Genomic DNA, 14187 nt, shown 5'->3' on the forward strand with positions numbered 1-14187 from the left:
CTCGCGTATTCTGTCTCGTGATCCAAGGCCATCCGCACCGCTCGCGCGCGCAATTCGTCTGGATAACGTGTTCCGTACTTCGTCTTTCCCATGACCCAGTATCCCTACTTCTGGGTCTCCGGCAAACAAGGGGCGGTTCACAGCGATTGAACGCCGTTGTTAGTGGTTTGGCAGGACGGCAACGGCAAACGAGCAACCAGAATGTCAGGCTCCGTGTTCGGCCGATGGCAGATGGAGTTCGAAGCAGCTTCCGCCCAACTTGCTAGTCGCAAGGGTCAACTCGCCGCCGAGAAGCCGTGCGCGGCGGCGCGCGAGATGAAGACCGATGCCGCGGCGTCCCGTGGCTTTGGGCTCGAACAGGGTCTGCAGGGTCTTCGGATCGATACCCGGGCCTTCATCGTCGATGGATATTCCCAACCGGCCCGGACCAATTGGCGCGGCGCTGAGACAGATGTTGGAGCCGTCGGGACTGTGCTGGATCGCGTTGTCGAGGAGCACGTCGAGGATGTCGATCACGTCCTCGCCATTGCGCAGCGACAAAGACGGCGCCACCGCCAGCTTCACGGCAATCCGCTTTTCCTTGAGCGCCAACACATGAGCGGCCTTGGCTTGCTCGAGAACCCGGCGCACTTGCGTCGTCTCGCGGTCACCGCCCAGATAATCCCGGCTGCCGTCTAAAAGTGACCCGATCCGCGCGGACAGGTCCTCATTCGTCGCAATTGCCGCCTTCAGCGCTTGGCGCATCTGATGGCGGTCTGCGTCCGCAGTGTCGAGCATGTGCAGCAGCGTCTTTTGCATGCCCGAGATCGCCTGGATGGGGCTTTGCAGATCGTGCACGGCAAGCGTTGTGACTTCATCCCTTTCGCCGAGCAGAAAGCGTATCCGGTGCGTGCGGCGCTCGAGCCGATCTTCGAGGTCGGTCCGGTCCGCACGCAGATGCCGGTCACGGTCCCACGCGACGCACATCGCTGCCGCAAGAAGGCCAAGCGCGGGCGCCACTGACGTGTCGGGTTGCACGAGCGGCATGACGGCGCCGAGGCCGGCAAGCCCGGGCAAAATCCGTGGTGCGAGCTGCGTGCAGATCAGCGCGGCAAACAGGCTGCACCCTGCAAGCATCGGCACTGCGATCGACAAGGGCAGCAGAAAGCACAGACCACAAAGCGCGCCCGAAGCGCATGCCGCCACCTCGGCGAGCCTCGGTCTGTCGCGCTCGAGTATCGCTGGAAGAGCGAGTCCCCAAAAAGCCCAGGACGAATAGAGCCCGCCCAAACCGGACACAATCGCAATCGCCACTTTGATGGCGAGGCTTCGGTTCATGAAGTATTGCTCAAAGATCGCGCCAGAAGGGCAATGAGCTCCCGGCTCGTGGCGCAGTGCAGCTTTGTCCGCAGGTTGTCGCGGTGTATCGCGGCGGTCTTTTTCGAGATGCCGAATGCCTCGGCAATGTCGCCCATGCTCTGACCCTGCGCGAGCCTGCGGCCGACCTGGCTTTCGCGTGGGGTCAAAATGACACCTTCGACGACCACCGGCGTGTCGAGGTCGGCCGACACGCTCACAGGCGCGCGGTCTTGCCTGAGGATCGCTCTGATCCGCGCGGCCAGGTCATGCGGTGAGGTCGACTTGGAGATATAACCATCTGCGCCGGCTGCGCGGCACCTCTCGGCGAAGCTCTCTTCGGGGAGAGAGGAGAACGCGACAAGGCGGCTCTCGGGGGCGTGTTCGCGGTATTGCGTCAGGTACTCGAGGTCCAGATCGCCATCAATGACGAGGTCCGACACGATGACGTCGGGTTTCAGGTCGTCGAGCCGTTCCAGCGCCGCGTCATGGTTGAGGGCTGTTCCGACCAGCTCGAAATCCTCGCTGAGCGAGAAGCCGAGCCGCAGCCCGGCCTCGACAATCGGGTGGTCATCGACCAGGAAAACTCGGATCGGCGCGTCAGGCATGGACTATCTCCCACCAAAGTGTGCGGCCATTGAGGGCCGCGGATCAAGTCATGCCCGTGCATTTTCCCAGGCACGATAGGTGTTTGACCTATGGGGCGCGGCAGCCGGGCAGCGTAGCCTGCGGATATGGCCGTGCCGGAGGTTATCTTTGTGACGCAAACATCTTTGAGCCAGCCTCTCGGCACGGGCCTTTTTCGCGAGTACAAACCGCGATGGCACGATCTGCGGTTTTGGACCTGTGCGATAGCTAACTTGCGCGCAGCGATACCCGGGATGCACCAGCTTTGCGCCTGGGCGAAGGCTCTTGATGCGGGGCCGGCCTTGCGGCGCCGGGCAGACACATGGGCTTACCCTTTAAATTTTGGGAGGCGGTTTTTGGCGCTTGGCGGCCTGTGGCTTGCCGCAGACGGTGCGCAAGCGCCGCTGTCGCCCATGCGCCCGACTGTCGTCCCATTGGTGTGGCCGTGAACTCTGCCGGTTTCAGGGCTGTGCAGCGCGGCGCTCATATGTGCACGTCTCTGGCCACTCTCCCCACGGGCCGGGACAAAGTGCCAGGCGGATCGGTTGCAAACCTCGTGTCCCGAGGTCGCGACCGGTCCGTCACCTGGAATATGACGCGCCGCGTCTTGCACAGTCTCTTTTGGAGCCCATCGCGGATGCAGGACACCAATCCGTGCCTGACGTCGATAAGGGCGCAGCTGCCGTCCCGCCTTATGCTTGGCGCGGCAGCGCTTGCATCTCTGACCGTCGAAGCCGCCTGTCGCGGTTGCTTGCGCGCTCCGGGCACAAGGCGACATGACAATCGGATCGCCTGATGCGGACCAGACCGCCCCCTCCCAGTGCCACGACGCCCCTGCCGCGGTTTCCGCACCGGGGTATGTTTGTTTTTGACAGGATGTTAACATGACCAGCCTTGTCTCCTCCATCGTCGTCAGCGTGCATCCCACGGTGCCCCAGATGGATCTGGCGCGGACCGCGCTCGACCGCTTTTCGGCAGTGAACGGGTTTTCCCCCAGCGCGACGGGCCGGCTTCAAATCGTGCTCGATGAGCTCTTGAGCAACATCGTCCACCACGGATTCGAGCCGCCGGTCGAGACCGCGGAACGTGTGCTGGTCGCCATGCGCATCAAGGCGGGCGTCGTCACCTTGACGTTCACCGATCTGGGCAAGCCGTTTGATCCGACACAGGGCCATCCCATCCCGCAAGATGCGCGGCCGCGGATCGGGGGGCGCGGCCTCGAGATGGTTCAAAGCCTCACGGACACGCTCACCTACCGGCGATCCGAAGGGCGCAACATCACCAAGGCCACCAAGGCCATAAGCCTCAGACAAGATGGAAGTCAGACCATGATTCAGGGACTAGAAATCGAAGAAACCCGCGAGGGCGACACGGCGCGCGTGTCGCTCGAAGGACGGATCGACAGCGGGAACGCAGGGCAATTGACCGAGCATCTGACAGCGCTTGTCTCGGCTGGTCACAAGAAGATCACGCTTGATCTGGCCAAGCTCAAATACCTGACCAGCGCGGGCTTTCGGACTTTGCTTTTGGTGAGCGATGCGGCGGAGGAGGCGGGCGGCACTTTGCATCTGGCGAACTTGACCGAAGAGGTGCGCGAGCTCTTTGATCTCAGCGGTCTCTCCCGCGCTTTTGTCATCAGCTAGGTTTTCCAAGTCCCACAAAAAAGCGCCGCCGCAGAAAGTCCTGCGGCGGCGCTTTTATTCGTGACTAGGCCAGGTCTTTGAGCCGCGTCACGTCTGGCGGCGTTTGAAGGGTCTTTCGGAGCATATCCAGCGACCAGAAGATGCGCTCGGCCATGACGGTCATCTTGACCAGCCGCATCCGCTCGGTCCGGTCTTCGACCACATGGTGGGTCAGATAGGCGCGGCGGACCTCGCCGAGGACATCGCTCCGGTCACCCACCATCGACTGCAGTCGCGCCATGTCGCGGCTGTGTCCTTCGACAAAGGCGCTGCTGGCGGTGACAACTGTCGTCTGCAGAGCTGTGCGCAAGAGCGAGGTGAACCGGGCCATGCCGTCTGACGCCGAGCCTGCCTTGATTGCCTTGGCATATTCCTCCATCGTCTCGCGCAAGGAGCTGAGAATGCGCTGCCTGAAGACGATCCTGTTGAGTGCGTCGAACTGCTCGGGCGTGAGCGGCTCGTGTCCCAAATCCTCGAGATAATAGTCGATTTCCGTCGACAAGTTCACAAAGGAGTCGACCAGGGTGGCAACGCTATGCGCGCTGCCTGCACCGTCCGAGGCTTCAAAGAAGACTTCGAGGTACGAGATCAACCTGTCCTGCTCGCTTTGCGCGGCGGCAGTGGCAGCAGGCACGTCGGAGACCGGCGTTGTCAGGATATAGACGGGCTTTGCGTCACGTTCGGCCTGCGTGGCAGGCGCAACCCAGGCAAGGAAGCGCTCGGTCGAGGGGAGCACAAAGAGGAGCGCGCAGATGGGCGCACAAAGAACGAGGTAGAGAAACGCCATTTGTGCGGCCAGATCCTCGGTCAGGAATTCGAGTAAAGCCTTGACCAGTGGCACGCCGTACCCAACTTCGATCGCCCAAAGCACGACAAAAAGCGCGGTGCCAAAGATGTTGGTCGAGATGATCTGCAAAAGCGCGATCTGGCGGACGGTGCCGCGCAAGTTGATGCCCAACATGTATGTGACGACACCGGACCCCCCATTGGCGCCGTAGATCACGAGGATGGTTTGGTCGAGGGTGAGGATGCCCGCCGCGCCGAGGCTGCTGGCCAGGATGGTCACCGCCGACACGGACTGCGCCAAAATGCACATGCCCGCGCCGATCAGGAACATCAGGACGTAAGAGCTCCTGCTTTCGGCAAGCGTTTCGGCCATCCAGGGCTGTTCCACAAGCGGCGCCGCATTCGACTGAATGAAGCCGATCCCAAGGAACAGAAGCCCCAACCCAAAGAGCCCATGCGCTATGGGGCGGAGCCAGTCCTTGTTCACGAGCGTCATGATGATGCCCGAGACGCCGAGCACGAGCAGAACGGTCACTTCGAGGTCGATCGTTGACAGGAAGACCAACAGCGATGAGCCGACGTTGGCGCCAGCCAGCAAGGGAATGGCGGCGCGCATCGTCAATATGCCGGCCGTCAGCATGCCGACCGTGATAAAGACGACGGCCGCCAGGCTCTGCGCCATGCCGCCCACAAGTGTTCCCCAGAAAAAACCGAGTGCGGGGTGGCGTGTGTAGGATTGCACGGCCTGCCTGAGCCTGCGTCCCGAGAGCTTTTTCAGATTTTCGGTCAGCGTCCAGACACCGACGAAAAAGAGACCGAATCCAGCGAGCATTCCCGCCGTCGTTGAGGCCAACATGCAAATTCTCCGCGTGATAAAAGTGACGTCAATCTGCGTCCGCGGAGCGGTTTTCAGGAATAGGTTCCCAACCTAGAACCAGCAAAGTGATGTCATCAAATTGCTTGGTCTGACCGACGAACGTATCGAGCGCGGTTTCGATTTTGCGGATGAGCTTGGGAAGAGGCGCGTGCGCGGCGGTGCCAATCGCCGACTTGAGCTTGGGCAGGCCAAAGAAAACCCCGGAGCTGTTTTCCGCCTCGGTGACGCCGTCCGTATAGAGCACCAGACGTTCCTTCGGTGTGAGCCGGATGGCGCCGGTTGCATAGGTCGCTGACGCTTTGACGCCGAGCGGCAGGTCAGGAAGGTCGCGCGTGATTTGGACGATGTCACCCGTGCCAGTGCCAGTGCCAGTCCCAGTGCGGAGCGGGCTCATATGCCCCGCGTTGGCAAACGTGACCTCGCCGGTGCGGGTGTCCAGGATGCCGAGGAAGACCGTCACGAACATCCGGGTCGAGTTGTTCCGGCAAAGCTCCTGATTGACCTGGGCCAACACGTTTGACGGCGTTGGCACTTTGCCAGACACAGCCGTCGATTGCTGCGCGGCAAACCTGAGCAAACTCACCGTGCGCGACATCAACAGCGCGGAGGCCGTGCCCTTGTCAGACACGTCCCCGATAAAGAAGAGCACCCGGTGATCATTCAGCGCCAGGCTCTCGAAGAAGTCTCCACCCACCTCGCGCGCAGGGGTCATGCGTCCAATGCTGCTGGCCGGGCCGATGCGCTGCACCTGACCTTCGCTCGCCACCATCGACAGCTGCAATTGCCTGGCGGCGTCGAGCTCGTTGGCAAGCCGGTCGAGGTTGGAGGCCAGGCGTTCGCGGGTGTCCGACAAAGCGCGGTTGCGATCCTCGAGAAGTGCGTTCGCGTGGGTCAAGTCTTCCGTGGTGCGATCGAGGAGTTCGAAAACCGACGCCAGCTCGCCGACTTCGTCCTGGCCGTAGCCTTGGCCGGGTGTCGCCACGTTCGCGGCAACCTTAACGGTGCCAAACCGCGCCCGCGCGAGGCTTCGTGCGTCGGTTGTGAGCCGCCGGATCGGCGCCGTGACCCGGCCGGTGAAATAGAGCGTGCCGGCGAACCCCAGCAAGATCGCACCGACACCCAAGATGGCAGCCTGAGTAACGAACGATCGGATCGGCCCGCCGATGTCAGACAAAGGCGCCACACCCATCACGAAGAGGGCGCTCCTTTCCACGGGCTGCACCTCGGTCATGGCAAAGTCGTCCGTCAGTTCCGACTGGGCGAAGAAGTCCTGCGACGAGGGCGCGAGACGCCGATCTAGGTCCGGGCTTTGGTCTCCGAATGGGCTGCCCCGCGAGCCGAGGAGCGACACGAACCCGGATGCGCTCGGCGCGGCATCCGCCAGCAGCACCTCATGCATCACCTCGGGATCGAGGATCAGAAGGATGTAGATGCCCTCGAGGGGCTGACCATCATCCACCGCCTGCTCGCGCAAAGCGATAAATCGGCGATTGTCGCCAATCGCGCGGACGATCTGGCGCGCGGGCATGTCCTCGCTGGTCAAGGTGACGTAAGACATCGCCTCGGATAGCACCCGGTTCCGCCCGGAGAGCGCAAAGATCGGCACACGGTCTTCGACCACGATGATGTCGTAGATCCACGGCTCACGCTCGGCATAGCCGTTGAGGTAGGTGGCCAGGCCAGGCATGAAGACCGCGCGCAACCCCGGATCACGCGCAACCGCAAGAAGCAGGGAATCGTTCGCCCAAAGCGCCGTTGTCCGCGCCCGCGCATCCAAGAAGTCACCGACCGTCCGCGCACTTTGCGCCGTGATCTGGGCAAGCTGCGCACGCGTTTGGGTCTCGAGCACCTCGGACGCGCGGCGCGCGATAAGTGTTGTCAGTGCGGCCACGACCAAAGCCAGGATCACCACGATCCACACGATCAGCCGCAGGCGCAGAGACATGTTGAATGCGGCGACGGCTGTCTTCTCAGTCGCCATCGGTCGTGCCTAGCCCGGACGTTCCGGGATCGGAGGAGAGCGAACCGACAAGTGCCTCGAAACCGTTGATGCTCACACCCAGGTATTCGATCCAGGCCCGGTTGATGGTGGACCGCCCCTGATCGCGCTGTGCGGCAAAGAAACGCGCCAGCGCCTGTTGCAGCTCAACGCTGTCCTTCGACACGCCCCAACCGAGCTCCTGCACCGGTCCGACAGTGAACGCGGGGAGCAAGCTGCTCTCCTCGACGCGTGCGGTCAGGACCGCGATGTCCGCATCCGTAATCGAAAAGTCGACACTCCTGTCTGCCACCATCTCCAACGCCCCGCGGCCGCCCAGGGGCACCAGCTCAACCGGATCCTGCGCGAAGACATCGAGGTTTCGCGCCATGAGCCAGCTTTCAAAGGACGAGCCGGGCACCACGGCCGTTCGCTTTCCCGCAAAATGCGCCACGCGGCTGAACCGATCACGATCGTCTTCGTGGATCACGGCAATCATATGGCTCGAGAACAGAGGCACGATCTCCATCATCTTAAGCCGCCACGGCAACCGCGCGAGATTGGACGGCAGCACGTCGCACGTGCCATCCGCCAAGAGACGCGGAACGTAGGTGTCCCCCATGCGCACGGCACCGCCCGCATCCTCGAACTGGCTCTGCCAGGGGTGCATCGACGGGTCCAAGGTCACGCCAAGCGCCTTTGCAAACGCGCGCGCCTGTTCGACATGCAGACCTGAAAATCTGCAGTCTTCGGTGCAGCCAGCCGGGGCCACGCTGGCAAAGCTCGGGTGGATGGGAGCAAAACAGGCGCGCAAGGTCCCGCGCGCCTGGATCTCCTGCAAGGTGCCTGAAAAGGCCGTCGACGCAAGCACCAGGCTTGCCAGCGACCAGATCAGCGCCTTCATTGTATGCTGCTGACCAGGCGCACGAACTCGCTGAAGCGCATGCCGTAATAGGCTTGCCAAACGGCGTTCAGGTCCGAGTTCGGCTCAGCTGTCTGACCCTCGAAAAAGGACTTGATCAGATCGCCCATCTCCGTGTCGCCTTTGCGGTACCCCCAGCATCCCGTGTTGGTGTCGCCGACGGCAAAGGCCGCGACCGAGTTTTTGGAGACGTGCCGGGTCTGGTAGAGCGCATCGAGCACGGACACGACAGTGAAATCGACGTCCTTTTGGTCGACGGCAGGGATGGTGTCCTTGTAGTCCCGGAAATGGATCGTCGCAGGATTGTCGCTCCAAATCCCTGCGTTCTGATCCTCGACCCAGTCGTGCAGATACATGCTCCGCTCGACGGCCACCGACAATCCGGCAAGGTCCTCGGGTCCCGAGAAGTCTCCCACCCGGTCGCGATGCGTCACCACCATCATGCGGGAGGGCAGGAAACACTCCATATCCATCTTTTTGAGCCGCCACTCGAGCGGCACCATCACCGCGCCGATCATGTCGCACTGCTCTGCCTCCATGGCGCGGGGCGTGTAGGAGGCGTCTTTGACCGTCTCGCCATCGGCGTTGTGAAAAAGCGAGTCCCAACTTTGGACGTAGTATTCGGGCGTCACATCGATGCTGTCTGCGAACGTTTCGACCAGATCGCCAATGATGCCTTCGTACTGGCAATAGCCCGTGCATCCTTCCGGGATAACTTCACCGTCGGGCGGATTGGCCGTTGGAACGCAAGCGCGCAATACGCCGGAGTTGAGGATTTCTTCCAGTGGGCGTGCCGTTGCCGTGTTTGCAGCGATGATGGCGGCCACGACAAGCGCGGAAAATCTGAAGGTCCGAGTGGTCATGTTGCCTCGCGAGAAAGGTGGTAAGATCAATGGGTCAAAGCTTTGCCCAGAAACCGGCACGAGAAAATAGGTAAACAACCTAGTTTAATCGGCTGCACACTTTTTGCGCGTGGGGCCGTGGCCCATTCGGCCGGCGTTGGCAGTGCGCAAATGAATAAATATTCAACTTTTTTAGGAACTTAAGAAAGGGTCGCTACTTTGGTGCTTCGGGGGCGTGCTGAGATCACAGTTATATTCCAACACATGATTCACTCATAATACTATGTCTTTTGACGTATTATATGACCTCGCACCAACGTGTTGTGGCGCCCCACGCATCGCTGAAGTTCAACCTTGGGATGACGGACCGCACCGATGACCATCGCCCCGCTATCCGGGCCGCAGCAAACGGACCCTCCCACCCTGCGCGTTGGTGGGGTGGTCGGACTGGGTGCGTTGCTGCGGCCTGTGCACGCTAACGGACGTCACGTGCCGGCGGCGATCCCATGGCGCTTTGGAGTTCCGGACTTAACGGCCTGCACCGATCCGGCTGGGACGGGGCAATCCCCGCAACATCGTTGAAAGAAATGGCTAGGTTCTACAAAGCCGGGGCCTTGCCAAAAGGCGGGCTTCCTTGCATTTCGCGTTTTTTGGCTATTATCCAAATTTCTTGACGCTCGGGTGTCAAAGTCGGTAGGTTTTGTTTGCCGCGCGTATCTTTCGAAAGAAACCGGTGTAAAGATGGGACGTTCACGCATTCGGAATATGGAAGAGTTCGCGGCCGTGAGCGGGATATCGCGGCCGACGGTCTCGAAGTATTTCAACGATCCCGACAGCGTGCGCGCAACGACGCGGGCCAAGATCGAAGACGCGCTCAAGCGGCACGATTATCAGCCGAACGTCTTTGCGATGAACCAAAACAGGCGCACGACCAAGAATATTGGGATCGTGGTGCCGAACCTGGCTGACCCTTTCTTTTCCGAGATCGGCCGGCGTGTGGAGCTTGCCTGCATCGATGCCGGGTTCAGCCCCATTCTGCTCAGCTCCCACGGCAAGCCGAGCATGGAGCGCGAGAACCTGCAGTCCCTGCGGGCGTTGAAACCGGCGGGCATCCTGCTGGCGCCGTTCGGCCGCATCTCCGATGCGAAGGCGGTGGAAGAGATCGACGACGATTTTCCGCTCGTGCTCTTCGATGCCAACATCAGGGATGTCGGCCAGGCGTTCGTCGGCACAAACAACGATCAAAGCGTTGATTTGATGGTGGAATACCTGTGTCGGAGCGGGGAGCCGCCCTGCTTTTTCGAAGTCGAGGCGGCCAAGAACCCGAATGCCAACAAGCGGCGCCACGCCTACCTGGAAAGCATGGAGCGGCATGGGCAGGAGCCGCACATCTATCAGGCCAAGGGCGACGGCTGGAACTTTGAGGAGATCGGCAGCGCGGAGGGCGGGCGCCTTCTCGCGAGCAAGGCGTTCAAGACGAACACCATTCTTTGCAGCAACGATCGCCTGGCCATCGGGCTTCTGTCGGCTGCGTTTCAGCAGGGGCTCAAGGTCGGCCACGGCGCGGAGTGCGACATCCGCATCGCAGGGCATGACGACCACCCCTTTTCGCGGTTCACCTGTCCGCCGCTGACGACGATCGCGCAGGATTACGAGGCGATTGCGACTCGCGCGGTGAGCGAGCTTTTCAGTTTGCTCGACGAAGGGGCGGAGAGTTCCGACAAGTCCGAAACCATGTTCGATGGCCGACTTGTGATGCGGGATTCGGCATAAATCGTTGATATACAGTGGCATGCAAAAATATTTACGCGCGCAAATTTAGAATTGACTTCGCGTTGTCGACCACGGTAGCGTCACCTCAATCACCAAGCTAGGAGGAATTGGGGATGAAAATCAGAAATGCGCTTCTCGGTGCAACCGCACTGACACTGGCCGGCACCGTGGGTGCCTTGGCCGATGGTCACGCCAAGGAGCTGACCATCGCGATCGTGAACAACGGTCACATGATCAACATGCAGAAGGTCGCGGAAGCCTACACCGAGGAGACCGGCGTCGCGCTCAACTGGGTGTCGCTCGAAGAAGGCGTGCTGCGCGAGCAGGTTACGTCCGACACGGCCACCGGTGGCGGCCAGTACGACATCATCAACATCGGCATGCAGGAAGCGCCCATCTGGGGTGCGGCCGGCTGGATCGAACCGCTCGAGTTCGGCGCCGAGTACGACATGGACGACATCCTGCCGGCGATCCGCGCAGGTCTGTCGCACGAGGGCACCATGTACGCCGCGCCGTTCTACGGTGAATCGTCGATGGTCATGTACCGCAAGGACCTCATGGATGCCGCTGGCGTATCGATCGCGGACAATGACAGCTGGGAGAACGTGAAAGCCGCGGCGGCTGCCGTGCACGACCCGGACAACGGCGTCTACGGCGCGTGCCTGCGCGGCAAGCCGGGCTGGGGCGACAACATGGCGTTTGTCACCACCATGGTGAACTCGTTCGGCGGTGCCTGGTTCGACGCGGACTTCAAGCCGACCATCGACAGCGACGAATGGCGCGAGGCCATCAACTTCTACGTCGACCTGCTGGGCAACTACGGCCCTCCGGGCTCGGAAGGCAACTCGTTCAACGAGATCCTCGCGCTTTACAACGAAGGCAAGTGCGGCCTCTGGATCGACGCGACCATCGCGGCATCCTTCCTCGAGGTTGACGGCGTCGCCTATGCGCAGTCGCCGAACGCGGGCAACCCGGTTGGTGCGAACTGGCTCTGGGCGTGGGCCATGGCGGTTCCGTCGGGCACCGAGAACACCGACGAAGCAAAAGCCTTCATCGAGTGGGCAACCTCCAAAGAGTACGTGCAAGCCGTGGCAGCACACCCCGACTTTGGCTGGGGCTCGGTTCCGACCGGTCAGCGCGCATCGACCTACGCGATCCCCGAGTTCCAGGAAGTGGCCGGTTTCGCCGCAGCCGAAATGGCCGCCATCGAATCCGCAGCACCCGAAGCGACCGATCTGAAGCCCTACGTCGGTGTCCAGTTCGCCGCGATCCCGGAATTCCCGGAAGTCGGCTCCGCGGTTGCGCAAGAGATCGCCGCGGCTCTGTCCGGTGCGAAATCCGTGGACGAAGCGCTGGCCGCCTCCCAAGCAGCAGCTGAATCGATCATGGAAGAGGCAGGCTACTGATCGCCTGACCTGAGTGGAGGGCCCGGTTCCGATCGGGCCTTCCCACCCGGAGTTTAAGGCACATCCGGCGTTCAGACCGCCATCCGTGCCGAACACCCAAACTCATAAAAACCGAAAACAACTCAACGCATTGCGAGCATTGCGCGTCGCGAGGGGGGCTAAGTCATGTCCAGTCGAAAGCTACCACGTCTGCTTCAGTCACCGGCGGTTATCCTGCTGCTGATCTGGATGATCGTCCCGCTGTCGATGACGCTTTATTTCTCGTTCATTCGTTATGTTCTTAACTCGCTGCGTCGCCCTGAATGGACAACGCCTTCGCTCAGCAACTGGCGCGGGTTTGGCAACTACGAGTTCGTTCTGAAGTCGAAGGACTTTCTCTTTGCCATCCAGAACAGCCTGCTCATCGTTGGCAGCATCCTCTTTCTGACCGTCATTCTCGGCGTTCTGATCGCCGTGCTGATCAACAAGAGCTTCCCGGGGCAGGGGATCGTGCGGGTTCTGCTGATCTCGCCCTTTTTCGTGATGCCGGCGGTGAATGCAGTGCTCTGGATCAACATGATCCTCGACCCCGTGCTGGGTCTTCAGGGGATCGCGGTCGAGGGGATCAACGCCTGGATCGCGGGGCTCAAGGACGCGCCTTTGGTGGGCTGGTTCTTCTCGCTCTGGCCGACGCTTGAGCCGATCTCCTTCCGCGCGACGCAGACTTCGGCCTATGCGGTGATCATCATGGTCACCTGGCAGTGGACGCCCTTTGCGGTGCTGATCTTCATGACCTCGCTGCAATCCGAAGACCAGCAGCAGAAGGAGGCGGCCATCCTCGACGGCGCCAGCGCCTGGTCGCAGTTCCGGTTCCTGACATTGCCGCACCTCGGACGGCCCATCGCGATCGTGGTGATGATCCAGGCGATCTTTCACCTCTCGCTTTATGCCGAGATCGAGATCGTCAGCCGCGGGAACGGCAACAAAAACCTGCCGTATCTGATCGGTGAGTTTGCCAACAACAACATCGGCGCGGCATCTGCCACGGGTATCTTTGCTGTCATCCTCGCCAACATCGTCGCCATCTTCCTTCTGCGGATGGTCGGCAAGACACTGATGGAGTAACCCAGCCATGGCTATCGTTGCACAACAGTCCAAGTATGGAAAAACGGGTCGCACGATTTTGGCCTGGGTTGTCGGGCTGCTCTTCTTCTTCCCGATCTTCTGGCTGGTGCTGACCAGCTTCAAGACAGACGCGGATGCGGTGAAGCCGGAGTTCCTCTTCTTCTTCACGCCGACGCTCGACAATTACCTGAACATGACCGAGAATTACGACTATTGGCGCTTTGCGACCAACTCGGTCATCACGGCGGTCTTTGCCACCATCTTTGCCCTCGCAGTCGGCATTCCTTGCGCCTACGCCATGGCGTTCAATCCTACGCGGCGCACCAAGGACGTGCTGATGTGGATGCTGTCGACCAAGATGCTGCCGGCGGCGGCTGTGCTCTACCCGATGACCTTCCTGACCAAGAGCCTTGGTCTCTTCGACACGCACTTTCTGATCATCGTCGTGTTGATGCTGATCAATCTGCCGATCGTGATCTGGATGCTCTTCACCTACTTCAAGGAGATCCCCAAGGAGATCATCGAGGCCGGACAGATGGACGGTGTGAACACCTGGGGCGAGATCCGCGAGATCCTCATCCCGCTGGCCTGGGGCGGCATCGCCTCGACGGCGCTCCTGTGTTTCATCTTCTGCTGGAACGAAGCCTACTGGACCGTGCGTCTGACGACGACGGAGGCCGCGACCCTGTCGAAACTCATCGAAGGCAACCGCGCGCCCGAGGGGCTTTTCTTCGGACGCCTGTCCGCCGTCTCTGCAGCCGCCGTCGGCCCGATCATCGTTCTGGGCTGGTTCTGCCAAAAACAACTCGTCCAAGGTCTCACCTTCGGTGCGGTCAAGTAACTCTGGGAAAAGGA

The 14187-nt window shown here is 61.2% G+C and carries 11 protein-coding genes; 5 read left to right on the forward strand and 6 right to left on the reverse strand.

The window, feature by feature from the left end; genetic code table 11:
* Positions 1–204: 204 nt before the first annotated feature.
* A complete protein-coding gene (locus ACU0B3_RS01100) occupies positions 205–1269 on the reverse strand; it encodes a sensor histidine kinase (RefSeq protein WP_446258963.1) in 1065 nt (354 codons plus the stop codon).
* Positions 1270–1313: 44 nt separating this feature from the next.
* Positions 1314–1943 (reverse strand): response regulator, encoded by a 630-nt coding sequence (locus tag ACU0B3_RS01105; RefSeq protein WP_446258964.1) that lies wholly within the window; start codon positions 1941–1943, stop codon positions 1314–1316.
* 903 nt (positions 1944–2846) lie between these two features.
* Between ACU0B3_RS01105 and ACU0B3_RS01110 the strand changes: the two genes are divergently transcribed.
* Positions 2847–3605, forward strand: a complete 759-nt coding sequence (locus tag ACU0B3_RS01110) for an anti-sigma factor antagonist (protein WP_446258965.1) — start codon at positions 2847–2849, stop codon at positions 3603–3605.
* Between the two features lie 64 nt (positions 3606–3669).
* On the opposite strand, the gene ACU0B3_RS01115 is transcribed toward ACU0B3_RS01110, so the two are convergent.
* From ACU0B3_RS01115 to ACU0B3_RS01130, 4 genes are read right to left on the reverse strand one after another with little or no spacing between them, the layout of a single operon-like run.
* Positions 3670–5262 (reverse strand): Na/Pi symporter, encoded by a 1593-nt coding sequence (locus tag ACU0B3_RS01115; protein WP_446258966.1) that lies wholly within the window; start codon positions 5260–5262, stop codon positions 3670–3672.
* Positions 5263–5314: 52 nt separating this feature from the next.
* Positions 5315–7288 (reverse strand): SpoIIE family protein phosphatase, encoded by a 1974-nt coding sequence (locus tag ACU0B3_RS01120; RefSeq protein ID WP_446258967.1) that lies wholly within the window; start codon positions 7286–7288, stop codon positions 5315–5317.
* Positions 7278–8189, reverse strand: coding sequence for a hypothetical protein (locus ACU0B3_RS01125; protein ID WP_446258968.1), 912 nt, complete (start codon positions 8187–8189; stop codon positions 7278–7280). The genes ACU0B3_RS01120 and ACU0B3_RS01125 overlap by 11 nt, the downstream gene beginning before the upstream one ends.
* Positions 8186–9070, reverse strand: coding sequence for a substrate-binding periplasmic protein (locus tag ACU0B3_RS01130; RefSeq protein WP_446258969.1), 885 nt, complete (start codon positions 9068–9070; stop codon positions 8186–8188). Before ACU0B3_RS01130 ends, ACU0B3_RS01125 begins: the two co-directional genes overlap by 4 nt.
* A gap of 720 nt (positions 9071–9790) precedes the next feature.
* Between ACU0B3_RS01130 and ACU0B3_RS01135 the strand changes: the two genes are divergently transcribed.
* The 4 genes from ACU0B3_RS01135 to ACU0B3_RS01150 all read left to right on the forward strand — a co-directional run bounded on the left by ACU0B3_RS01135 (position 9791) and on the right by ACU0B3_RS01150 (position 14173).
* Entirely contained in the window at positions 9791–10822 is a 1032-nt protein-coding gene (locus tag ACU0B3_RS01135; RefSeq protein WP_446258970.1) for a LacI family DNA-binding transcriptional regulator, read from the forward strand.
* A gap of 113 nt (positions 10823–10935) precedes the next feature.
* Positions 10936–12228, forward strand: coding sequence for an ABC transporter substrate-binding protein (locus tag ACU0B3_RS01140; RefSeq protein ID WP_446258971.1), 1293 nt, complete (start codon positions 10936–10938; stop codon positions 12226–12228).
* A 165-nt stretch (positions 12229–12393) separates the two neighbouring features.
* Positions 12394–13332: a carbohydrate ABC transporter permease gene (locus tag ACU0B3_RS01145; protein ID WP_446258972.1), complete on the forward strand. Its 939-nt coding sequence runs from the start codon at positions 12394–12396 to the stop codon at positions 13330–13332.
* A gap of 7 nt (positions 13333–13339) precedes the next feature.
* A complete protein-coding gene (locus ACU0B3_RS01150) occupies positions 13340–14173 on the forward strand; it encodes a carbohydrate ABC transporter permease (protein WP_446258973.1) in 834 nt (277 codons plus the stop codon).
* The last annotated feature ends 14 nt before the right edge of the window (positions 14174–14187 follow it).

It is taken from the genome of Pseudaestuariivita sp., from assembly GCF_052825805.1.